At 37.9% G+C, this 24,117-nt stretch carries 24 protein-coding genes and 1 other annotated feature; of the genes, 4 read left to right on the top strand and 20 right to left on the bottom strand.

Annotation, left to right across the window (positions count from 1 at the left end; translation table 11 throughout):
• Positions 1-265: 265 nt before the first annotated feature.
• The 7 genes from rny to yfmF form a co-directional block, all read right to left on the bottom strand.
• Entirely contained in the window at positions 266-1,822 is a 1,557-nt protein-coding gene (gene rny, locus IGJ32_RS12625) for a ribonuclease Y (protein ID WP_010720620.1), read from the bottom strand.
• 569 nt (positions 1,823-2,391) lie between these two features.
• Entirely contained in the window at positions 2,392-3,432 is a 1,041-nt protein-coding gene (recA, locus tag IGJ32_RS12630) for a recombinase RecA (RefSeq protein ID WP_010720621.1), read from the bottom strand.
• A gap of 105 nt (positions 3,433-3,537) precedes the next feature.
• On the bottom strand, positions 3,538-4,785 hold the full coding sequence (locus IGJ32_RS12635) for a competence/damage-inducible protein A (RefSeq protein WP_161652228.1): 1,248 nt from the start codon (positions 4,783-4,785) through the stop codon (positions 3,538-3,540).
• A 315-nt stretch (positions 4,786-5,100) separates the two neighbouring features.
• On the bottom strand, positions 5,101-5,679 hold the full coding sequence (pgsA, locus tag IGJ32_RS12640) for a CDP-diacylglycerol--glycerol-3-phosphate 3-phosphatidyltransferase (protein ID WP_010720623.1): 579 nt from the start codon (positions 5,677-5,679) through the stop codon (positions 5,101-5,103).
• A 178-nt stretch (positions 5,680-5,857) separates the two neighbouring features.
• A complete protein-coding gene (locus tag IGJ32_RS12645; RefSeq protein WP_010720624.1) occupies positions 5,858-6,748 on the bottom strand; it encodes a RodZ domain-containing protein in 891 nt (296 codons plus the stop codon).
• Between the two features lie 230 nt (positions 6,749-6,978).
• Positions 6,979-8,268, bottom strand: coding sequence for an EF-P 5-aminopentanol modification-associated protein YfmH (gene yfmH / locus IGJ32_RS12650; RefSeq protein WP_034867280.1), 1,290 nt, complete (start codon positions 8,266-8,268; stop codon positions 6,979-6,981).
• A complete protein-coding gene (yfmF, locus tag IGJ32_RS12655) occupies positions 8,261-9,529 on the bottom strand; it encodes an EF-P 5-aminopentanol modification-associated protein YfmF (RefSeq protein ID WP_342081964.1) in 1,269 nt (422 codons plus the stop codon). The genes yfmH and yfmF overlap by 8 nt, the downstream gene beginning before the upstream one ends.
• A gap of 235 nt (positions 9,530-9,764) precedes the next feature.
• Here yfmF and mscL point away from each other — a divergent pair, with 235 nt between their 5' ends.
• On the top strand, positions 9,765-10,229 hold the full coding sequence (mscL, locus tag IGJ32_RS12660; protein WP_010720627.1) for a large conductance mechanosensitive channel protein MscL: 465 nt from the start codon (positions 9,765-9,767) through the stop codon (positions 10,227-10,229).
• A gap of 90 nt (positions 10,230-10,319) precedes the next feature.
• On the opposite strand, the gene IGJ32_RS12665 is transcribed toward mscL, so the two are convergent.
• From IGJ32_RS12665 to IGJ32_RS12720, 12 genes are all read right to left on the bottom strand, one after another.
• Positions 10,320-10,757 (bottom strand): GNAT family N-acetyltransferase, encoded by a 438-nt coding sequence (locus IGJ32_RS12665; RefSeq protein WP_010720628.1) that lies wholly within the window; start codon positions 10,755-10,757, stop codon positions 10,320-10,322.
• Between the two features lie 92 nt (positions 10,758-10,849).
• On the bottom strand, positions 10,850-11,095 hold the full coding sequence (locus IGJ32_RS12670; RefSeq protein ID WP_005875105.1) for a Veg family protein: 246 nt from the start codon (positions 11,093-11,095) through the stop codon (positions 10,850-10,852).
• Positions 11,096-11,208: 113 nt separating this feature from the next.
• The gene (locus tag IGJ32_RS12675) at positions 11,209-11,787 is read right to left on the bottom strand and encodes a sigma-70 family RNA polymerase sigma factor (protein WP_207426777.1); all 579 of its coding nucleotides are present in this window, start codon (positions 11,785-11,787) and stop codon (positions 11,209-11,211) included.
• Positions 11,788-11,864: 77 nt separating this feature from the next.
• Entirely contained in the window at positions 11,865-12,395 is a 531-nt protein-coding gene (locus IGJ32_RS12680; protein WP_034700055.1) for an NYN domain-containing protein, read from the bottom strand.
• A 4-nt stretch (positions 12,396-12,399) separates the two neighbouring features.
• Complete coding sequence (gene rlmB, locus IGJ32_RS12685; RefSeq protein ID WP_010720632.1) at positions 12,400-13,287, bottom strand: 23S rRNA (guanosine(2251)-2'-O)-methyltransferase RlmB; 888 nt, start codon at positions 13,285-13,287, stop codon at positions 12,400-12,402.
• Positions 13,280-13,675: a Mini-ribonuclease 3 gene (locus tag IGJ32_RS12690; protein WP_010720633.1), complete on the bottom strand. Its 396-nt coding sequence runs from the start codon at positions 13,673-13,675 to the stop codon at positions 13,280-13,282. Before IGJ32_RS12690 ends, rlmB begins: the two co-directional genes overlap by 8 nt.
• Positions 13,672-15,084, bottom strand: a complete 1,413-nt coding sequence (gene cysS, locus IGJ32_RS12695) for a cysteine--tRNA ligase (RefSeq protein ID WP_053765951.1) — start codon at positions 15,082-15,084, stop codon at positions 13,672-13,674. Before cysS ends, IGJ32_RS12690 begins: the two co-directional genes overlap by 4 nt.
• The gene (gene epsC / locus IGJ32_RS12700; protein ID WP_010720635.1) at positions 15,081-15,617 is read right to left on the bottom strand and encodes a serine O-acetyltransferase EpsC; all 537 of its coding nucleotides are present in this window, start codon (positions 15,615-15,617) and stop codon (positions 15,081-15,083) included. Before epsC ends, cysS begins: the two co-directional genes overlap by 4 nt.
• A 75-nt stretch (positions 15,618-15,692) precedes the next feature.
• Positions 15,693-15,933: a binding site (T-box leader), on the bottom strand.
• Complete coding sequence (gltX, locus tag IGJ32_RS12705) at positions 15,930-17,390, bottom strand: glutamate--tRNA ligase (protein ID WP_010720636.1); 1,461 nt, start codon at positions 17,388-17,390, stop codon at positions 15,930-15,932. Its footprint overlaps the feature before it by 4 nt.
• A 216-nt stretch (positions 17,391-17,606) precedes the next feature.
• Positions 17,607-18,767, bottom strand: a complete 1,161-nt coding sequence (locus IGJ32_RS12710; protein ID WP_010720637.1) for a PIN/TRAM domain-containing protein — start codon at positions 18,765-18,767, stop codon at positions 17,607-17,609.
• A gap of 33 nt (positions 18,768-18,800) precedes the next feature.
• Positions 18,801-20,171, bottom strand: coding sequence for a DNA repair protein RadA (gene radA / locus IGJ32_RS12715; RefSeq protein ID WP_010720638.1), 1,371 nt, complete (start codon positions 20,169-20,171; stop codon positions 18,801-18,803).
• A gap of 51 nt (positions 20,172-20,222) precedes the next feature.
• Entirely contained in the window at positions 20,223-20,753 is a 531-nt protein-coding gene (locus IGJ32_RS12720) for a dUTP diphosphatase (protein ID WP_010720639.1), read from the bottom strand.
• A gap of 201 nt (positions 20,754-20,954) precedes the next feature.
• On the opposite strand from IGJ32_RS12720, the gene proB reads away from it, so the two are divergent.
• From proB to IGJ32_RS12735, 3 genes are all read left to right on the top strand, one after another.
• Positions 20,955-21,761, top strand: a complete 807-nt coding sequence (gene proB / locus IGJ32_RS12725; RefSeq protein WP_342081965.1) for a glutamate 5-kinase — start codon at positions 20,955-20,957, stop codon at positions 21,759-21,761.
• Positions 21,758-23,002 carry a glutamate-5-semialdehyde dehydrogenase gene (locus IGJ32_RS12730; RefSeq protein WP_430610569.1) on the top strand — a complete coding sequence of 415 codons (1,245 nt, stop codon included), beginning with the start codon at positions 21,758-21,760 and terminating at the stop codon, positions 23,000-23,002. Before proB ends, IGJ32_RS12730 begins: the two co-directional genes overlap by 4 nt.
• Positions 23,003-23,105: 103 nt before the next feature.
• Positions 23,106-23,450, top strand: coding sequence for a hypothetical protein (locus tag IGJ32_RS12735; RefSeq protein WP_010720642.1), 345 nt, complete (start codon positions 23,106-23,108; stop codon positions 23,448-23,450).
• Positions 23,451-23,538: 88 nt separating this feature from the next.
• Here the strand turns inward: IGJ32_RS12735 and IGJ32_RS12740 are convergent, their stop codons facing one another.
• Complete coding sequence (locus IGJ32_RS12740) at positions 23,539-23,856, bottom strand: hypothetical protein (protein ID WP_010720643.1); 318 nt, start codon at positions 23,854-23,856, stop codon at positions 23,539-23,541.
• Between the last annotated feature and the right edge of the window lie 261 nt (positions 23,857-24,117).

The raw sequence follows: 24,117 nt of genomic DNA on the forward strand, positions 1-24,117 counted from the left end.
TAACTATTCTTCATCCTAGTTTGATTTTCTAGTAGTCATTAAGAATAATTTTGATCTACTTTAATGATAGAATAATCGTCTCTAGTTAGATTATGCCTACTTCTTATTAAGAAGTTAATTTAGAACTCAAAGTTAACACACCATGTTTATAGCTGCTCAACCTCTTATCAAAATAATGTTAAAACGATCAAGCTTGATTAAATAGTGGTTTAAAACAAAAAAGACGCTACGATTATCCTAACTAATCGTAACGTTCTTTTATTTTTTACTTAGCGTAGTCTGTCGCACGCGTTTCACGAATAACGATGACTTTGATATGCCCTGGATAATCTAATTCTTCTTCAATTCGTTTACGAATATCTCGTACTAAACGAACTGCATCTAAATCAGAGATCTCTTCTGGTTTTACCATAACCCGAACTTCTCGTCCAGCTTGAACAGCAAAACTAGATTCTACTCCGGCAAAGCTATTTGAAATGTTTTCTAAGCTTCTTAAGCGACGGATATAATTTTCCAAGGATTCACTTCTAGCTCCTGGTCGTGCAGCGGATAAGGCATCTGCAGCAGCTACCAAGACAGAAATAACTGACGTTGCTTCAACATCTCCATGATGAGATGCAATCGCATTGATCACTACAGGATTTTCTTTGTATTTAGCAGCTAACTCTGCGCCGATCTCTACGTGAGAACCTTCGATTTCATGATCTAATGCTTTCCCGATATCATGAAGCAAACCAGCTCGTTTAGCTAATTGGATATCTTCGCCTAACTCAGCGGCTAGTATACCTGACAATTTAGCAACCTCTACTGAATGTTTCAAAACATTTTGTCCATAGCTAGTTCTAAAATGAAGACGACCCATGATTTTGATCAAATCTGGATGAAGGGTATGCGCACCAACTTCAAACGCCGCTTCTTCCCCGTACTCACGGATTCGTTCATCCATTTCTTTACGCGATTTTTCGACCATTTCTTCGATTCGTGCAGGATGGATCCGTCCATCTTGGATCAGTTTTTCTAAAGTCATCCGAGCGATTTCTCTACGAATTGGATCAAAACCTGAAAGGACCACTGCTTCTGGTGTATCATCAATGATCAAGTCAATTCCAGTCAATGTTTCTAGTGTACGGATATTTCGTCCTTCTCGACCAATGATGCGTCCTTTCATTTCATCATTTGGTAAAGTTACTACGGATACAGTTGTTTCAGATACTTGGTCTGCCGCACAGCGCTGAATCGCTAACGATAAAAGATTTTTGGCTTTACGATCTGCTTCTTCTTTTGCACGTTGTTCCGATTCTTTGACCATTAACGTCAATTCATGATTCAATTCTTCTTCAGTTGATTTCATGATGACATCTTTTGCATCTTCTTTAGATAAACCAGCAATTTTTTCTAATTCTCTTTGTTGTTCTTCAATCAACTTTTCAACGTCTTTTTCTCGCTCTTCAATCAATTGCTGTTTTGAACTAAGTGCTTCTTCTTTGCTTTCAAGTGAGGTCTCACGTTTTTCCAATGAGTCATCCTTACGATTCAACGTTTGTTCACGCTGAATTAAACGATTTTCTTGAGATTTTAATTCTAACTTGCTTTCTCTCAACTCACTCTCCACTTCAGAACGATATTTCTGGTTTTCCTCCTTAGCTTCTAACAATGCTTCTTTTTTTAGAGTTTCTGCTTCTTTCTTTGCACTATCAATAATTCCAGCTGCTGATGATTGAGCACCTGCAATTTCTTTTTCATGACGTGACTTTGCAACCATAAACCCTAAACCAAGACCGACAATTAAACCGATGATAGCGAGGAGAATATTGAATACCATAAAATCCACCTCCATACTATCTTTTTCATTTTTATCATCTATATAACTTTTATGATAAAGTACTCTAAACTTGTTAATATGCTTTATGCATAGGTGTACAAAAACATGCACAAGTTTATTCTAATGTTTGTACCCCGTAGTGTCAACTTTAAATACATAAGAAACGGCTTTCTCGATTTTCAATTAAAGGTCATTTTATGAATAAAAGATAATATTAAATAATAACCAAAACATATTAAGAACAAATAATTTTGCATTAATGAAAATTAAGAACAAAAAATGACTTTTAAGTAACATGTTATCCTTTCATTTAAGTAGAATAGTCCCTTTCTGTCGATGTAGTCAATCACTGCTTAAACATCCACCATTTTTCATTATGTTTTAGGAGAAAGTATAGTCAAATGACTACTTAAAAGACAAAAAATAAGCCGAAATTTTAAAAAATTTCGGCTTATTAGATTCAATCGACAACATATCAAAGGAAAACACTTTCTCTGAACGACGCGAGTTCTCTCGATGCTCAAACATCCTTTGAATAGTTATTCGATTATTTCTATTCTTACTTCGTCTTATTCCTCTAAAGGAAGTTCTGCTTGCGTTTCTTCGGGTATTTCTACATCTTCACCGATCCCATAAGCCGCCCGGACTAAAGCAGAAACTTCTGCCATCATTTCGGGATGAGTGGACATGTAATTTTTTGCATTCTCACGACCTTGTCCAATACGATCTTCTTTGTAAGAATACCAAGCACCACTTTTATCAACGATATCTTTTTCAACCGCCATATCAAGCAATTCTCCTTCTTGAGAAATTCCTTGCCCATACATCACATCGACTTCAGCAATTTTGAATGGTGGCGCTACTTTATTTTTAACTACTTTGATCTTCGTACGGTTACCAACAATGTCTGTTCCTTGTTTCAATTGTTCCGCACGGCGCACTTCTAAACGAATCGTTGCATAGAATTTTAATGCACGTCCACCAGGTGTGATTTCAGGATTACCGAACATCACTCCAACTTTTTCACGAATTTGGTTAATGAAAATAGCGATCGTTTTTGTTTTATTGATCGACCCAGATAGTTTACGCAATGCTTGTGACATTAATCGAGCTTGTAACCCTACGTGAGAGTCACCCATTTCTCCATCGATTTCAGCACGTGGAACTAAAGCGGCAACCGAATCGACTACTACGATATCTACTGCACCACTTGATACAAGCGCATCAGCGATTTCTAGTCCTTGTTCCCCAGTATCTGGTTGTGAAAGAAGTAATTCGTCAATGTTTACCCCTAATTTTTGAGCATATTGTGGGTCTAAAGCGTGCTCAGCATCGATAAAAGCGGCTGTTCCGCCATTTTTTTGTACTTCAGCGATTGCATGCAAGGCAACGGTTGTCTTACCTGAACTTTCAGGACCATATACTTCAATGATACGTCCTCGTGGGTAACCACCAACACCTAAAGCAACATCTAATGCAAGAGAACCACTTGGGATAGTCGAAACTTGTTGGTCGATTTTTTCGCCAAGTTTCATGATCGAGCCTTTCCCATAGTTCTTTTCAATTTTTTTCAACGCAGCATCTAAGGCTGCTTTACGATCATCTGCCAATACGATAATCCTCCTTATATTCACAAATCAGTGCGACATTTCATTGTACTAATCATATCGTTTTTAATGACAAAAAGCAAGAAAAAACCGAACAAATATTCGCATTTATTTTTTTCTTAATAGTTGTCTTCTAATGAGATCAAATCCTTGCATTACTGCGCTATTCCTTATATGAGAACGGTCTCTGGTAAATTGGTATTTCTGTGAAAAGACCTCCCCTTCGCTTGTTGCAACCGCGATCCAAACTGTTCCAGCTGGCTGTCCTTCTAAGGTATCTGGTCCAGCCACTCCAGTAAACGAAATCGCATAATCTGTTTTTGCTAAATTACGTGCTTGGATAGCCATTTGTTCTGCACATTCTTGGCTGACGGTTCCATGCTGCTTCAATAGTGCATCATCGATGTGTAAAAATTCTGATTTAGTTTCTAAAGAATAGGTAATGTAGCCTCCTGGGAAGACTTGAGAAACACCAGAGATCTCTCCCAAAGCTGATTGAAAGGCTCCAGCAGTCAAACTTTCTGCTGCAGTTATTGTTTGGTTTCTTTCCTTTAATAATTCTACGACCACTTTAGGCAATGAATTATCATCACCATATCCATAGAAGTACTCTCCTACTCTCGCCAATACTTTTTCTTCCAAAGCAAGTAAGGCTTGGTTTCCTGCATGTTTGTCTTTGGTCTTCACAGTTAATCGTAAAGTGACTTCGTTAGGTTTTGCGTAAGGGGCAATCGTTGGGTTGATCTGTGTTTCAATCAAGTCTTTTAATTCTGTGACTAGTTGGGATTCCCCGATACCGTAAAAACGTAAAACTTTTGAGATCAGCATTTCTTCAGATGGAAAGTTTTGCTCCAATAATGGGCGAGCTTGTTCAATGAACATTGGCTTTAATTCACTCGGTGGTCCAGGTAACAAGAGATAGACATGGTCTGCTGTTTGATAGAACGTACCTAATGCTAAGCCTGTGCGATTAGGTAAAGCAATCCCCCCATCGATGATTTGTGATTGTTGTAAATTATTTTCAGTCATTTTACGCTTGGTCGTTTCAAAAAATGCTAACAATTTTTTATAGCCTTCGGTGTTTTGGATCAATTCTTTCCCTAGATGTTTCGCAGTAACTTCTTTCGTCAGGTCGTCTTCTGTCGGTCCCAACCCTCCACATAAAATGATCAAGTCACTTCTGGTTTCTGCTAATTGGAGTAATGATTCTAAGCGGTCGGGATTATCACCAACCACCGTTTGATAATACACATCAATCCCGAGGTCTGCTAACTGTTCGGATAAAAACGTGGCATTCGTGTTGACTACTTGTCCTAGTAAAAGTTCTGTCCCTACTGCTATGATTTCTGATTTCATTTTTTCGCTTCCTTCATTACAACAGACGAATTCTCGTTGGCCTGTTTTGGTCTCTTCTCAATCTCTTTTTATCTACTAATAGTATACGCCATTTGCTAAACGTTTCATTTATCATTTGCTCATTTTCTGATAAAGAGTTTCATTATTTTCATCTTCATCATAAGATAGCTAGGCATCTAGCTAGTTTAGAAAAATGGCGATCAAATAAATGATTGAAACGTGAATCAGCATAAATAAATTCGTCTTACCCCAAAATATAAAATGTTATTTTGGGGTAAGACGAATTATCGAAATGGTACATCTTTGTAAGGAATCTTACATCGAACCTTTGAACACACCACTATTTTTCATAAAATAATCAACACCTGAATAAATCGTGAAGATCAAACAAGCATACAGCATGATTTGATCCATCGGTAAATTGATCAGATTAAATGGAATATTATTGATGAATAACAAAATAATAGCCACCATTTGCGTAGCCGTTTTTACTTTTCCTGGCCACGCTGCTGCCATGACCTCCCCATCTTCGACTAACAATAGTCGCAGACCGGTAACAGCTAGTTCTCGACAAACGATAATCGCAACTACCCATCCTGGTGCCTTACCTTGCCCCACCAACATGATAAAAGCGGTCATCACTAACATTTTATCTGCTAATGGATCAGCAAACTTTCCAAAATTGGTGACTAATCCTCTGGCACGAGCAATTTTTCCATCGAGCCAATCGGTAATACTTGCTAAAGCAAAAATAATCGCTCCTACTAATTGCGTCACAGCAAGTGATGTTGTTCCTACGGTTACTTGTCCCCAATCTAAGGGTAATCCGACAACTAAAATAAAAATCGGGATCATACAAATTCTAAGTACAGTTAATTTATTTGGTAAATTCACACTATCGACTCCTTTCTTCCCTATTCTACGTGACTCGTTCTAAACTTTCCACCGATAATGATCAGTTTTTATCAGCAGTCGTGAAAAAAGATAAGCACCTAAGATGAATCTGCCTTCCCAGGTACTTATCTTGTTTTCTTTTTTCACATCATTCTACTTATAAGTGATTTTAAGCGATTTACTCTGCATACTGTAGTGTCAATGTGACATTTTTAGGATTTTGATTATTCGCTCCTGGATTAACAGGGATTTCTTCCCCGTTTATCTTAACCGTTGCATTACTTGCAGCTCCTAATCGAATCGTTGCATTGGTTGCCGTTTCCGGTAATTGCGTGCTTTGTGTTTCATTTGCTGCTAATGTCCCTTGATAAACATAGGCATTATCCACTAATACACCGATCCAAATTCGGTTAGTCGCTGCAAATTCAAGTGTAACAGGTTTTTTCGCATCCGTAACATTCACTGCGATCGTACTACCTGTGTCTTCACCAGCCGTAATCGCCATCTTTTTCTCTTCTTGTGTTGTTGAAGTGGTTGTCGTACTTGTTGAAGAAGAGGATTCACGCTCTTTCTTAGTGCTAGATGTCGTTTGTGTAATTGCACCGTCAACCGAAACTGAAGTTGCCGTTGTATCAATAATCGGGTCAGATTTTCGATCCTGCCAAGTCATATAACCCACAACAGTAATAATTGCTAAAGCGACTAAACCAAGTAAAATAACCGGTAGACTTGTCCAAAACTTACTTGGATTGGCTTCTTCCTGATGCATCGCTTTTCTCGAACCACTCACTGTTTCTGGTTCAGGACGTGCGACAACTTCTCCAGCTGATAATTTGCTTTTCCCATCAAATACATCAACTAAATGATCGCCATCTTCACCGACAGCTTCTGCATATTGACGAATAAATGCCCGAACATAAAATTTTCCAGGTAGTTGATCAAAATCATCATTATCGATTGCTTCTAGATAACGTTTTTGAATTTTCGTAATCTGCTGTAATTCATCTAAAGATATTTTCTTATTTAGGCGAGCTTGCCTTAATGTTTCTCCGATGGTTTCAAAAGCCACTCGTTCATCTTCTCCAGTCTTTTTATTCTAACCAGCAATTGTATAAACGCTAGTCGTCTAATTGTTCCTTTTCGTTAAGAATGTAATACGCCATACACCAACGCCCATTTTTTATTCTTTATCTTCTTAAGAATACCATAAACGAAGTTATCTTAGGGTAACATTAAATGCACTCTATAACGAAATTTAAGAGTTTAACTACTTTCCCATTCGTCATCTCTACTTCTATATCAGACATTTGGCTGCATATAAAACTCACTGAACGCTTCTTCTTTGATAAAAGAACGACCTACTTTTAATACATCTGCTAATTGAATGGATTCAATAATTTCTGGTAAATCAAATAATGTTTGATCCCCAAATAGGCTTTGCGTGAATTGGTTTGCAATGTATTCCAGTGAATTTAATGTTTGGAAATATTGTCCTAACATCTTTTTCTTCAACAATGTTAGATTTTCTTCAGACAGTTCTTGATCCTCTTCAAAATGCAGAAGAATTTCTTTCACTTTTTCAGCTGCTTTTTCTGGCTGATCCGTGTCTCCGCTAAAGTCAGCAAAATGAAATTCTCGATCTAAACTAAATTCAAAACCGAAGCTGTCATCAATTAAACCATCATTGTACATTTTCAAATAATTTTGAGAAGTATTCCCTAATAACAATTGGAATAAAAGATTGAGAGCAGTCTTGTATCTCAATAATTCCTTCCCTTCTGCTGGTAAAACATCTAGCCCTTTGATTCCCAAGACAAACTTATCTCTAGTGATTGCTGAGCGCATTGAGCTTTTCGCAATAATATCACCATTATTGTCAGGAAAATAACGTTCGATTTTTTGAGCTGGTGGAAAATCCTTAGCATTTTGATTGGTTCGAATCAATTCCATCAACTTTTCCGGCTCTAATTTTCCTACTACGAACAAGACCATATTACTTGGCTGATAAAATGTCCGATAGCACGTGTATAAATCATCAGCAGTGATTGCTTCAATACTTTCAACTGTGCCAGCTATATCGATATGCAAAGGATGTTCAGGGTATAAATTATTCAAAATGCCAAAAAACATCCGCCAATTTGGATCATCTTCATACATTTGTATTTCTTGTCCAATGATCCCTTTTTCTTTATTAACAGTTTCTTCCGTAAAATAAGGTGCTTGGACAAAATCAAGTAAAGTCGTCAAATTTTTTTCAACTTGATCTGTCGTTGAAAATAAATAACTTGTTTTGGTAAAACTGGTAAACGCGTTAGCTGAGGCCCCTTGTTGTCCAAATAATTGAAAGACATCGCCATCCTCTTTTTCAAACAATTTATGTTCCAAGAAATGGGCAATACCATCTGGAACTTTTATCTTTTTATCTGAACCATATGGAATAAATTCATTATCGATCGAACCGTAATTTGTACTAAATAAACCATATGTCTTATGGTAATCATTTTTAGGTAATAAATAAACAGTCAAACCATTTGGTAATACTTCATGGTACAGTGTTTCGTTGATTTGATCATATTCTGTTTTATTCATTTGTTGTACCTCCGTCTAAAAAGAAAATTGCCTGCAACTCGATTTGTCGAGCTATTTTTTGGATGTCTTCGACCGTTACTTTTTCCATCCGTTTTAACCATTCGTCATCTGTTAATTTCGTTTCTGGCAACCAATTCTCTAAATAGGCAGTCTCGACAGCTACTTGCGGGGCATCTAATGATAATAGATATTGGTTTCGTAACATGGCCTTAGTTTGTGTCAATTCAAGTTCTGTGACTTCCCCATTTCGTAGACTTTCTAATTGTTCATGGATCAGATGCAATACTTGGTTACGTTTACGTCCATCAATTCCTGTTTGTACACTTAGGAATCCACGAAAAGTATCAATGCTGCTGGAAGCATAGTAAGCTAGGCTCTCTTTTTCACGAACATTCATAAATAATTTAGAGTGTGGGAAACCGCCAAATAATCCATTGAAGACCATCAATGAAAAACGATCCGGTTGGTCATAATAGACATTGGTTTGATAAGCCAAATTTAATTTCGCCTGAGTCACTGGTTCTTCGATCTGTCGTTCTTTGATGATATTTTCTTGCGGTTGGCTATAAAAAATTTCCGGGTGTAATCTTTCTCGCTCTGGAAATGCCCATTCACTAAAAGCTGCTTGGACTTCTGCAGGAGAGACATCTCCCACTACGAAGATATCGATCTGATCTTCTGTGATCATCTGATGATAATAGTCAGCTAACACTTCAGCTGTGAGTTCATCTAGATCTTCGATTGTTCCAAAACTTGGTATTTTCTGCGCCTCCGACTGATCAAAATACAACTCTTGAAGCGCCAGTGAAGCCATCGTTTGCTTGTCTTCATTTAAGCTCTCTAAATAAAGTTTCAAATTGTTTTTTTCTAAAGCAAAAGTGGCTGGATCAAATTTTTCTCCCGTAATGTTTGGATAAAAGAGAACTTCTTTCAAAAAAGCAACAGCTTGGTTTAAAATGCTGGTATCGTTGATATACTTGCCATTGACAAAGTTGATGCTAGCATCCAACCAGTGAAGATTGCCTTTTTTTCTCACGGACGTTCCAAAACTAGCACCATAAAGATCCGCCAATTTTGCACTTAACTGAGTCTGGTCAGGATAATTTAAACTGTTCGTTTCTAACAAGCTACTTAAAAGGGAACGTTTCGTGATGACTTCTTTTTTTAAACGCGTAGTAAAGCGAACAAAGATACGAACCGTTTTATATTGTTTTGTTTGCAAGACGTGGAGGTTTACACCCTCTGCCAGTTGATATGTCATAGTACATGCTCCTTTATTAGCAGTTCGTTCTCCGACATGGTTGATTTTATCTTGGAGGATAAAAGAATATGTGGCTACTATTTTTTACTGCTTTGATTCTCTCTTGCATCACTTAAGAGTCACCTTCTAGTATAGCATATAAGTACTTGAACGACAGACCTTAGCCATAAATGCATGTCGTTTTTATATTTTTTTATTCTTCGTTATACTAAGGATAAATGAGAGGAGGAGAAAAATGATTAAAGAATTTAAAGAGTTTATTATGCGTGGCGACGTATTAGATTTAGCCGTTGGGGTTGTTATCGGGAGTGCATTTACTAGCATTGTCAATCAGATCGTTCAAGGTTTGATCACACCTCTTGTAGGCTGGGTTGTAGCGATGATTACTGGCACGTCTGATTTGGAAGGCGCCCTTTCTATCTTGGACTGGTCACCTACTAAAGGAGTTACGTTTGCTTTCGGCAATGTTATTAGTGCAATCATAACATTTATTATTACAGGGTTTGTCTTATTCTTAGTGGTGAAAGCAGCCAACCACGCTAAAAGATTACGTCCTGAAAAAGAAACAGAAGAAGCACCTGCCAAACCAACTGCTGAAGATTATTTGAGCGACATTCGTGATCTACTTGCACAACAAACAGCAGAAAACAACGGACGACCAACTACACAAGCAACCGTTGATCAGACAACTGAAAAATAAAGAAAACTAAATGATACAAAAAAGAACAGCTATCAGTTTTCACTGTAACTGTTCTTTTTTGTATTGCGCTACTTAATCTTCATGATCACTTTAGCTCGATTTTTTCATATCGATATGGGGAATGTCATCTTCTAAATAAACATCTGAAATGGCCTCGAATCCAAATGACTCATAAAAAGATTGAAGATAGACTTGCGCCCCAATGACGATCGGTCGTTGCGGGTAATTGGCTTCAATCACTTCCATCGTACGTTGCACGATCTTACGTCCCAACCCTTCTTTACGATGCTCACTATTGACCAACACTCGACCAAAATGAATGGTTCCATCTTCTTCAAAAATACGTGTATAAGCAGAAATTTTCCCTGCTTCATCTTTGAAATACGTATGCCAAGCTTGGCTATCAATTTCATCCACTTCTTGGTAGGGACAATTTTGTTCTACGACAAAAACAGCAATGCGTTCTTTGACAATCTCATAAAATTCTTGAGTGGTCAAATCTGCAAATTTTTTTACATAATGTTCCATTTGAAAGTGCCTCCAATTCTCTTTTTTTCAGCATACCTATTTCCAAACAAAAAAGCAAACGAACCTTATAAAAAACTAGGCTCGCTTGCTTTTTAAACTGCTTCAGTTAAAAATTCAATCTCGACTGTTCGAGTAAGTACATCTGAATAGCTATACGATACTCGTTCAAAAGAATTTTCTTCAGGATCCAAATCAACAACGAATACTGAAGGATAGGTTTCTGTTAAAACGCCTCGGCGTTCTGTTTGACGCTTTCTTCCTGTCTGAGCAACCAGCATGATTGGGCTGCCGATACGACCTTCTAAATCTTTTTTGATTGTAGCTAAAGTTGTTGGCATACAGTTCACCTCATTACCCAATATACCACACTTTCTAAAAATTTCCAAGTTTACCATATAAAAAAAAGAAATGCAATAAAAACAAATAAGAAAAACATTAATAATTTTATAAATTATTCCTCATGATAATTTTTGAGATGTTGTTTTATTTTAAATTTCACACGGCTATACGCACTCTTGACTTGTTTGACATCCATTGAAAGTTCCTCTGCCATCCTCTTGAAATCGGTTCCTTGCATATAATAATAAAATATTTTTGCTTCCTTTTTTGAAAATTTGATTTCACAATCTTCAATGGCTTCATTTAACAGTAATCGTTGCATCGCAAGTGGTTCTTGAGTAGTGATTTCTGCTAAAAAGTCCGGACCTTCTGTTTCAATCTTCTGATCAATCGATAATTCATCTTTTTGGTCTCTACGTTTCAGGGCATTTTGTTTTCTTAATAATGAATAAATTTGATTACTGATAATGCTTTTATAATAGCTGCCAAAGCTAACGCCTTTGTTATTTTCATAAGTCTTTAAAGCTTGGTATAAGGCGATCCTTGCTTCTTGTTCCCAATCTTCATACACATAATTTCTTAGGTAGTACATATTTTTTAAACGTAACAAAAGTGGAAAATATTTTTGATATAGGATAGCGAATGCTTCTTCATCACCGTCACGTGCGGCGCGCAATAACTCCTCAGACATAAAATAATTCCTCCATCTCTTTCGATTATGGAGGAATCTTACCATCAATCATCCGATTGACTAATCATATAACTGTGTTATCTATCTTTTCGCATTAAATCGTCTAACTTTTGGGACAATTTTTCTAATTGTTCTTTACTCCAAGGCGAATTACGACGAAAATTATCAAATTGCATATTTATATTATCTTGTGCAATGTTTTTCTCTGTTTTCTGGATCGTTTTATATAATTCATAGGCAGAAGTCCGCAAAGCCCCTTGTGAAAAGATCATCCATTGCTCGGCTAAGTCACTCGTGGCAACAGTTACTTGCGTTAAACGATCATTCAATTGGCCAGCAATACGTTCAATATAACTATCTGCCGTTTCATCTTCTTTTGTGAAGACGACTTCTAATTGGTATTTCTTGTAGTTTTGCTGAATGCCTGGAACCAATTGTGCATCAAAAACAACTATCACTTCAATTCCTTCGTATTTGGCATAATTTGACAAACGATGCAACAAAGCTTCTCTAGCATCCGCCATCTTTTCTTGTTTTTTCAACAAAACGAGTTCTGGCCAAGAACCGATCATGTTATAACCATCAACAATTAGGAGCTGCTTTTTCATCTGATCACTCTCCTTGACGTTGAGAAAAAGCTTGATACATCAACAATCCAGCAGCAACACTCGCATTCAAACTTTGAACGTGACCGACCATTGGAATGGTCAAAAGTTCGTCCATTTCTTTTTTCAATCCAGGACTCATTCCTCGTCCTTCGTTACCAATCACTAAAGCAATAGCGCCTTTTGCATTCCATTTTTGGAAATTTGTACCATCCATATCTGTCCCAAAAACCCAAAAACCGGCTTCTTTTAGTTGTTGGACCGCTTGAACAAGATTGGTCACTCGTGCTACAGGTACATGTTCGACTGCTCCAGTAGAGGTTTTTGTGACGATTGGCGTAATGCCTACCGCCCGATGCTTAGGAATGATTACGCCGTCTACCCCACTTGCATCCGCTGTTCGTAGGATCGAACCAAAATTGTGAGGATCTTCAATACTATCTAAAATGACAAAGAAAGGTGTTTCTGTTTTTTCTTTGGTTTGCTGAAGAAGCTGGTCTAAGGATAAATATTCATACGGGGTAATCGCTAAGACTACTCCTTGGTGTACACCATGATCACTTAATGTATCTAATTTTTGTTTTGGTACCCATTTAACTGGTACAGCTTGATCTCTAGCAATGTTCTTTAACTCTTCGGTTTTTTCTCCCCGTGAGTCCTCTTGTAAAAATAACTTATTCCCTCTACCTTGTTGTAAGGCTTCTACTGCTGCATGATGACCAAAGACAAAATTATCTTCGATTGCTTCCTCTTTTTTCTCCCCAACTACAGGTTCATAGGAAGTGTCATAATGGTTTCGCTTTTTTTGCGATTTTTTCTGTGATGAAGCGTTCATTGGCTGTTTCGTTGCTTTTTTACGTTTGTTATAATGACGTTCTTTTTGTTCTCTACCCATTTTTTTCACCGACTTTCTGGATACACCATTCAATTAATTCTTCTAACCGTTCTGTTTGTTTCGTCAAATGCAGATACCCCATCAAAGCTTCAAAACCTGTGGCAATTCGATAAGTTGTGACATCTGCATTTTTTGCACTTGTATGACTTTTGGCATTTCTACCACGACGATAAAAAGTTTCTTCTTCTGGTGTCATCAATTTTTCTTCTAGCATCTCTTTAATCAGATAAGCTTGTGCTTTTGCTGAAACATAATTCGTGGCTGCTTTATGAAGTTTATTCGGTTTAGTCGCCCCTTGTTCGATCAAATAGTCACGAATATAGATCTCATAGATGGCATCCCCTACATAAGCTAAAGCTAGTCCGTTTAATTGTGTATAGTCTTTCATGCTTCTCTTCTCCAACGAGTTCCTTGCGGTGTGTCATCAAGCAAGATCCCTTTTTCTTTTAATTGGTCACGGATTTCGTCACTACGGGCAAAATCACGATTTTTTCTTGCTTGCGTACGTTCTTCGATCAACTGCTCGATCTCTTCATCAAGTAATTCCTCAGATGTAAATAAAATACCAAAAATAGCCAACCATTGGGTAAATAATGCTTCCCCTTTTGCTAGAACATCCGCTGAAACAGTTGTTTTCTCCAAATACGTGTTTAACCATTTTGCCAATTCATAAACGACGGTAATTCCATTCGCAGCATTAAAATCGTCGTCCATTTCTTCAATAAAGCGTTGTTCGATTTGTTCAAGCTCAGCTAAATACTTTGTGTCATCCGCCAGAGATTTTTCTGCTGTTGCTAGGCGGAATTTAAGATTATCAAATGTATTTCTTAAGCGTTGCAAGTTTGTCGCTGCTTCCTTCATCGTTGCCTCACTATAACGAATCGGTCGGCGATATTGAGTTGTTGCCATGAAGAAGCGTAACACTTGTGGATCTACCGTTTGGATCATTTCATGGACAGTAATAAAGTTACCTAATGATTTACTCATTTTCTGATCATCATCGCCAATCGTGACGTAACCATTGTGCATCCAATAATTGGCAAATTTCTTTCCCGTTTTTGCTTCGCTTTGGGCAATCTCATTTTCATGATGTGGAAACTCTAAATCTTGCCCACCACCATGGATATCAATTGTTTCCCCTAAATGTTTCGTTGCCATAACGGAACATTCGATATGCCATCCTGGACGTCCGGGTCCCCATGGAGAATCCCAAGAGATCTCATTAGGTTTTGCTTTTTTCCATAGTGCAAAATCAAGCGGATCTTCTTTCTGACTTTGTTCTGCTCCCGTCCGTTGACTCGCGCCCACTTCTAACTCATCAATCGATTGATCACTAAGTTGTCCATAGGTTGGAAATTTTCTTGTACGGTAGTAGACATCGCCATTTGATTCATATCCATAACCTTTTTCGATCAATACTTGGATGAAAGAAATAATATCTGACATATGTTCCATCACACGAGGATGCGCAGTAGCTGGCTCCACATTCAACGCCTTGGTATCTTCTTCAAATGCTTGGATAAAACGGTTGGCTACTTCTGGCGCCGTGATCCCTAATTCATTAGCAGCACGAATGATTTTATCATCTACATCAGTGAAATTGGAAACATAATCGACTTGATATCCCCGATATTCAAAGTAGCGTCGAATCGTGTCAAAAGCAATCGTGCTGCGGGCATTTCCAATATGAATATAGTTATAAACAGTCGGACCACACACGTACATACCGACTTTTCCTGCTTGAATCGGTACAAATTCCTCTTTTTGTCTAGTCAATGTATTGTAAATTTTTATCATTCTGATCTCCTCACTTTTTCTCCATTAATCCGTACTACTTTTGCAGGAACCCCCACGGCTGTAGCATAATCTGGAATGTCTTTTAAAACGACTGCACCGGCACCAATCTTCGTATGTTTCCCAATCGTGACCGGTCCTAATATTTGAGCATTGGCAGAAAGCATTGCCCCTTGTTTCACTGTGGGATGCCTTTTGCCCGTTTCTTTACCTGTACCACCTAACGTAACTCCATGAAAAAGAACTACATCATCAGCGACCTCTGCGGTTTCTCCAATCACGATCCCCATCCCATGATCGATAAAAACACCTTGTCCGATCTGGGCTCCAGGATGTATCTCGATTCCTGTTATAAATCGCCAAAATTGTGCATTGATTTTTGCCAGCAAGTAAAGTTTATGCTGATATAAGTAATGTGACACCCGATGCCAAAATAAGGCATGAAACCCTGGATATGTCAAAACGATTTCTAATGTTGAACGAGCAGCCGGGTCATTTTTTTTAGCTGCCTCTACCGCTCGGGCAAACCACCCCATCGTCATCGCTCCTTCCTCTCAATAATTTATGTAGTTCTCTGACAAATAAAGAAGCGCCTTTAACAAGTTTCCTTATTAAAAGACGCTAATTGGCGTGGTTCCACTTTTATTTATAATCAGATATGATTACCTCTAGCTGTTAACGTAAGCTTATACGTTCTCGACTACCTGAAATTCGTCACAAAGAGATGTGTCTATTTCACTCGCCGAAACCACTCCCAGAGGCATTTCAGTAAACATCGATCAGTGACTTCCACCACCCGTCACCTCTCTTGAGATCAATGATTACTTACTTCTTTCTGTTCATCGTGTTTAGTTGATGACTTGATTTAAATGTGCTAATGATTTTTCACGACCAAGCAATTCGATCGTATCTGGTAATTCTGGTCCGTGCATTTGTCCTGAAACAGCTACTCGGATTGGCATGAAAAGATTTTTACCTTTAACGCCAGTTTCTTTTTGGACAGCTTTGATTGCTGCTTTTACGGTTGGGGCATCCACGACTTCCATTTGTTCTAGTTGTGCTTTAAACGCATTAAGAACAAGTGGAACAGTTTCGCCTGCTAATACTTCTTTAGCCGCATCGTTCAATACAGGATGTTCATTGAAGAATAAGGAAGAAGCTTCTACGATTTCAGCTGCGTAACTCATTTGTGGTTGATACAGACTAACGATTCTTTTGACCCATTCGATCGTTTTTTCATCAGGATTTTCTTGTACTCGACCGTCAGCGATCAAGTAAGGCAAACACATGTCTGTTAACTTATCTAAATCCATTTCTTTCATGTAATGGTTATTCACCCATTGTAATTTCTTCGCATCGAAGGCTGCAGGTGATTTACTCAAACGATTTGGATCAAACATGTTGATCAATTCTTCTTGGTTGAAAATTTCGTCTTCGCCTACTGGTGACCAACCTAATAATGCAATAAAGTTGAACATTGCTTCTGGTAAGTAACCTAATTCACGATACTGTTCGATAAATTGTAAAATCGATTCATCACGTTTACTTAGTTTTTTCCCAGTTTCTGTATTGATGATCAATGTCATGTGACCGAATGTTGGTGGTGTCCAACCAAAAGCTTCATAGATCATCAATTGTTTAGGTGTATTTGCAATATGGTCATCCCCACGTAAGACATGAGTAATCTTCATCATATGATCATCTACAGCTACAGCAAAGTTATATGTTGGCATACCATCACGTTTTTGAATGACATAGTCGCCACCGATATTATCTGATTCAAAGGTGATATCCCCTTTGACCATATCTTTGAACGCATATTCCGTATTACGTGGTACACGGAATCGGATCACTGGTTCAATCCCTTGCGCTTCTTTTTCTGCTTGTTCTTCTGGTGTTAGATTTGCACAAGTACCCGCATAATGAGGCATTTCTCCACGTGCACGTTGTTCTTCACGAGTTGCTTCTAACTCTTCTTCTGTACAGTAACATTTGTATGCCCGATTACTTGCAAGAAGTTGATCAATCAAAGGCTGATAAATTTCTTTTCTTTCAGATTGACGATAAGGACCATATTCTCCAGGATTTTCAGGAGATTCATCCCAATCGATACCTAACCAAGCCAAATTTTCCAATTGGCTCTTTTCACCATCTTCAATGTTTCGTTTTTGGTCTGTGTCCTCAATACGAATAATAAAGTCTCCATCGTTGTGGCGAGCAAATAGATAATTGAACAATGCTGTTCGAGCATTCCCAATATGTAAGTGCCCAGTTGGACTTGGTGCATAGCGTACGCGTACTTTCGTCATTTTCTTCCTCTTCTTTCAAACTAGACTTTAAAATATGAGACAAAACACGAAAAACATGTTCTGTTTTACATCCTCATATTTCTTAAAGGCTTTTTCATTAAAATGAAAGCCACTCAGCACAAATTTTACCTTTAATATGGGAAATAGTAAAGCCAACTGGTTGAATTTCCTTACCAGTTGGCTACTTTTTATACTCATATTCCGATTTTTCTTTCGTTAAGCATGTTTACTTTTTTCAGTTTCTTTTTTATTGTCTTTATTATCGATCCCACGACCTGCATGGGCTGGTTTTGCAAAAATCATCCGCCCGGCAGCTGTTTGTAAGGCACTTGTAACAACCACTTCGATATGTTCGTTCATATAATGCTGTCCATCTTCCACGACCACCATGGTGCCATCATCGAGATAAGCAACCCCTTGTTGACGTTCTGTTCCTGCTTTTACGACTAAAACATTCATGTTTTCACCTGGAATAACTACCGGTTTTACTGCATTCGCTAAAGCATTGATATTCAACACTGGTACATTTTGAAACTCTGAGACTTTATTTAAGTTATAATCATTTGTCACGATGACACCATCTAAAAGTTTCGCTAATTTGATCAATTTGCTGTCCACTTCAGTGATATCTTCAAAATCACCGTCATACATTTCAACAGAGATTCCTTCTTCTTTTTGCAAAGCATTGAGGATATCCAGCCCGCGGCGTCCGCGAACACGTTTTAGGCTATCGCCAGAATCAGCAATATACTGTAATTCATAAAGCACAAAATTCGGAATCATCAGTGTGCCTTCTAAAAAACCAGTTTTGGTGATGTCATAGATTCGTCCATCAATAATCACGCTAGTATCTAAGATCTTGTATTTATGAAAGTTCTCGCCTAATTTCCGTTCCAGTATTTGGCTCTCCACTTGACTAGGTGTTTCTTGTTCCACTTTCTTGTTTCTTGAACCAAAGATTTTTTTCCATTCATCGATTCGAGTGGTTCCCATCCTGAATCCTAAATAGCCTAAAATAACCATTAATAAGATGGGAAGAACACTATTTACAAACGGAATTTTCAAATTATATAGTGGCGTTGAAATAATTACACCTAAAGTTAGCCCGATAATCCCACCAATTGCACCAAACAATAGGTAAGTTAAACTAACCTCACTTAATTTTTCCTCAATTTGCTTGATAACAGCTGAGATATGTTTTGCCAATAGCAAAGACAATAAAAAGAAAATAAGTGCACCTAACAGGCTATTGGTAAATGTATTATTCAGCCATCCATTTGTTTGCTGACCAATTGTCTGCCAAGCCATTGGTAAAAAAGAAATACCTAAGCTGGCACCGACAATAATCATCAGCAAGGTGATGACACGTTTTTGCATACTCTTTCCTCCATTTCTTTAATTTTACTATTTTTAACGAAAGACACGTTTTAACGTTTCCGCCAAGGTAGCGACACCTACGACTTCAATGCCAGTCGGAGGATTCCACCCTCCTAGATTGTTCTTTGGCAAATAAACTTTTGTGAAACCCAGCTTTTGTACTTCTTTGACACGCTGTTCAATATGACTGACACGACGAATTTCGCCCGTCAACCCGATTTCGCCAATAAAACATTCTGTCGGTTGTGTCCCTTTTTCTTTGTAACTGGAAGCAATACTCACAGCAATCGCTAAATCAATGGCTGGTTCATTTAATTTTACCCCACCTGCTGCTTTTAAGTAAGCATCTTGATTCTGCAACAGTAAGCCTGCTCGTTTTTCGAGAACTGCCATGATCAATGATACTCGGTTAAAATCTAAGCCAGTAGTGGTTCGTTTAGCATTTCCATACATTGTTGGTGTTACCAGTGCTTGGATTTCCACTAAAATTGGGCGGGTACCTTCCATCGCCACAACAATCGCTGAGCCTGTTGCTCCTTCTAATCGTTCTTCCAAAAAGATTTGGGAAGGATTCGCAACTTCTTCTAATCCATGTTCATGCATTTCAAATATACCAATTTCATTTGTTGAACCAAATCGATTCTTTACTGCTCTCAAAATACGAAAACTATGATGCTGTTCTCCTTCAAAATACAAAACAGTATCAACCATATGTTCAAGCATACGTGGACCCGCAATCGATCCTTCTTTCGTTACATGTCCTACGATAAAAATCGCAATCCCATTTGTTTTCGCTATTTTCAACAACTCAGCAGTCGTTTCTCTCACTTGACTGACACTCCCTGCTACACTCGTAATATCAGGTTGTGTCATCGTTTGAATCGAATCAATGATCACATAATCTGGTGAAATCTGTTCGATGGCACGGCTAATTTCATTCATATCAGTTTCAGCATACAAGTAAAATTCTGTATTGATTGAGCCCAAACGCTCGGCACGTAATTTAATTTGTTCTGCACTTTCTTCTCCAGAAACATATAATACTTTCCCGCCGATATCAGCTAATTGTTGGGATACTTGTAAAAGTAATGTGGATTTACCAATGCCTGGATCGCCACCAATCAAAATCATTGACCCCGGAACTACGCCCCCACCCAAAACTCGATTCAATTCATCTAATTTTGTTTTGACTCGTGGTTCCTTTTTAGGAATCACTTCTGCAATTTTCGTTGGTTTGGCTTTTTCTCCAGTCAAACTTGTTCGTGTTCTACGGTCAGTCGTATCTTGCTCGATTTCCTCGACCATCGTGTTCCATTTCCCGCAATTTGGGCAACGCCCTAAGAATTTAGGCGAAACATAGCCACAATTTTGGCAAACAAACTGGACTTTCGCTTTTTTTGCCATTGTCCCGCCTCCTTTAAATAATTATTTTTGAATTAAATAAACCTTGAATGGTTATACATCTGATGAACCAAAGCCACCTTTACGGGCCTGTTCTGTTTGGTCTTGATCTGCTTTTAAGAATGGCAAGAAAATTCCTTGTCCAATTCGCTCACCTTTTTTGATGACAACATCCTTCAAACCAAAATTAGTAAATTGGAACATGATATGCCCTTCATTTGCATCATTATTATAGTAATCACTATCAATGACACCTACTCCGTTACTTAAAACTAAAAAACGCTTCAACGGATTACTTGAACGATTGGCTAACTGTAAAAATTCATCTTCTCCCATATAGGCTTTGATCCCAGTAGGAACAAGAACTGGTTTTAATTTTTTCTCGTCGACTGTTGTTTCTTCATTTTTCAATACCTCTGAAAGAGCTGTTATCCCTTGTTTTAATCCAGCTTTCCAAATACTTGGAATAACAATATCTTCTGCCGCTTCAAAATCATATCCAGCAGCATGATGAGTTGCTCGTTGAGGTAATTGTATCTTTTGTTGTGCATATGTTGAAATAACTTCAAATCCTCTTTTTCTCACCGAATTTCCTCCCAAAATAGACTATATTTATTTTACCATATTCATGATACCAAAAGGACGACTTAAAAAATTCTTCATTAATTTATGTTAAGATGAATAAAATACTGCTGTCATAAAAAAATAAATTTTATACATGACTTTATGGTGTAAAACAAGTAGAATAGAACGAAATCAAAACGTGTATTTAGTTAGAGGTGTCACATGCGAAAAGAAGTTACAAAAGCCAAACGAATTGTTATTAAAGTGGGAACGAGTACTTTAATCTATCCCAATGGAAACATCAACCTCGCTGCGATTGATCAGCTTGCCTTTGTCTTGTCTGATCTTCGGAATCAAGGGAAAGAAGTCGTATTAGTTTCATCCGGCGCTGTTGGTGTCGGGATGCACAAAATGAATCAAGCTACACGCCCCACAACGATCCCGGAACAACAAGCAATTGCTGCGATCGGACAGGCAGAATTGATGAACATTTATAATCAACGTTTCAGTGTTTACAATCAGCAAACAGCTCAAATCCTCGTTACTCGGGATGTGATTGACTTTCCTCAAAGTCGAGTCAATGTGATCAACACACTTGAACAGTTATTAGCAATGGGAACCATCCCGATCGTTAATGAAAATGATACTGTAGCAGTCGATGAACTTGAACATACAACGAAATTTGGTGATAATGATCAACTATCTGCGATCGTTACAAAATTGATCACAGCAGATTTATTAATTGTTTTATCTGATATTGACGGATTTTATTCCGCCGATCCTTCAAAAAATCCAGATGCAAAGATGTATCAAACTGTTTCGGTCATTGACGAGTGTTTAATGGCACAAGCGGGTGGTGCTGGCAGCACCTTTGGAACAGGAGGAATGGCTAGTAAGTTACAAGCAGCATTACGTATTTTTGAAGCCAACAGTACAATGATCCTGGCAAACGGAAAAAATCCTACCATTATCTTCGATCTTTTAGCCGGTAAAGAACTTGGAACCTTATTTAAGGAGGAACACGTATGACTGATTTAAATCAACTTGGAAAAAATGCAAAACAAAGCGCCCAAACCCTTGCTTTGATGAGTACAGAACAGAAAAATGACCTTCTCAAACAGATGGCATTGATGCTCAAAAAAAATCAGGGAGCGATACTTGAAGCCAATCAGAAAGATTTAGAGCAAGCAACCGAAAATCAGATGAGCGAAACGATGCTTGACCGCTTACGCTTAACGCCTGAGCGTATCCATGATATGGCTGAAGAAATCAGTAAAATTGCTTCATTAGAGGATCCAATTGGAAAAGTAGAACAAATGTGGAAGAATGCTGATGGGTTACTGATTGGAAAAAAACGTGTCCCACTTGGTGTCATCGGAATCATTTATGAATCTAGACCGAATGTGACGACTGATGCAGCCAGTTTGGCTTTTAAATCAGGAAATGCCGTTATTCTTAGAGGCGGAAAGGAAGCTTTCTTTTCCAATCAATTATTAGTGAAGCTTCTGCAACAAACGTTAACTGATGCTGGCCTGTCTCCTTACGCTGTTCAATTTGTGGACGATACATCTCATGAAACGGCTGCTGAATTAATGAAATTAACAGAGTACTTAGATGTGTTGATTCCTCGAGGCGGCGCAAATTTGATCAGAAGAGTGAAGGAACAAGCCACAGTCCCAATCATTGAGACTGGCACTGGTAACAACCATATTTATATCGATAAAGATGCTCAGTTGACCATGGCAACGAATATCATCGTCAATGCAAAAGCTTCTCGTCCATCTGTTTGTAATGCTGCAGAAACATTGTTGATCCATTCAGAGATCGCCCCTTTCTTTTTATCTGTTATTGAAAAAGCATTAGTAGAACATGGGGTTTCTCTACGTGCAGATACGCGTGCCATGGAATATTTAGAAACCGCAACCCTTGCAGAAAAAGCTGATTGGGATACGGAATATCTAGACTATATTCTGGCTGTGAAAGTCGTTGATTCTTTAGATGAAGCGATCGACCATATCAATCGCCATAATACAAAACATTCTGAAGCCATCGTTACGGATAGTTACCAAGCAAGCCAACGTTTCTTGAACGAAGTGGACGCCGCTGCGGTTTATGTGAATGCCTCAACTCGTTTTACTGACGGAGCTGTTTTTGGTTTTGGTGCTGAAATCGGTATTTCTACTCAGAAATTACATGCTCGAGGTCCGATGGGATTGAATGAACTGACCTCTACGAAATATATCATTTACGGCGAAGGTCAAATCCGCTAAAATGTTTCACACGAAACATTTTAGTCTTCACAATAAAAATATGACAAAATTTTTCTTTATTTTTTGATTCTTGAAAAGTTTTTTAGTTAGAAAGGTTACTTTTATGTTCGAAATTTTCACGATATTTTTAGTATACTTGATTTCTTTAAACATCGCTGCCTTTATAGGAGTGATGATTTTAGCCACTTTTTTCCAAATAAAAAAAAGAAATTTTAATCCCACTCAGGAAAAATGGCAAGTTTATCTTCAAAAAATTGGTCCTAAAGGCATTGTTCAAAGGCTACATGTTAGTTATATGCTCGCTTTAGGCATTTTAGCTGTGATCAATTACAATCTAGCGTTCCACCATTCGATTGCTTATACGATCACTTTATTGATTGCCGGGATTTTCCATTTGTCTTTCAAATATCAATTAAACAAAAATAATTTACCCAAGCGCTTTAACTAGAATGCCTCATAACTGCAATGATTGAAATAAGCTATTATCGACTAAAAGAAACGCATTAAGCGTAACTTCAAGTCGATAATAGCTTATTTTAGCCAAGATGATCTTCATTATCGTTAGCAAAAATGGCAAACCCATCGAATGTCTCACCATCATAATATCTTAACAATTCTTCTGTCGACAGATTCATTGTTTTTTCTTTTTCTATTTCCATATCTGTAAGTAGTTGTTCACGATAGGCTTGATACATACTCGCTAGTTTCTGGTGCATGATTTTTCGAGATTCTCCTGTCGCATTGATTACAGGCAGCTCTTTTAGATAACCACCATAAACGGGTCGATCATCCACCAACTCGATGGGAAGTTCAACCAACGTGATACCTACTTCTTTGAAATATTCTTCAATCATCGCTTTTCCTCACTTTTTACTGGCTGTGTCTTATTCTCATCATAACATGATTTATGGCAAAAACAGTGTATTCATTGACCTTTTTCGTTGAAACACATGTTAAAAATAAACCCTCTCACGATATCAGTTACCAGAACTGTAGATCGAACGTCACAAATAACAGAAAAAAAACCTTGAAACACAGTATGTGAAATTCAAGGTTTTATTGATTCGTCATTAACTATTTTTTTCGTTTTTTATTCTTTCTTTCAAAACCTCATT

Source organism: Enterococcus sp. DIV1639a, assembly GCF_050530445.1.
GTDB lineage: Bacteria > Bacillota > Bacilli > Lactobacillales > Enterococcaceae > Enterococcus_B > Enterococcus_B hirae.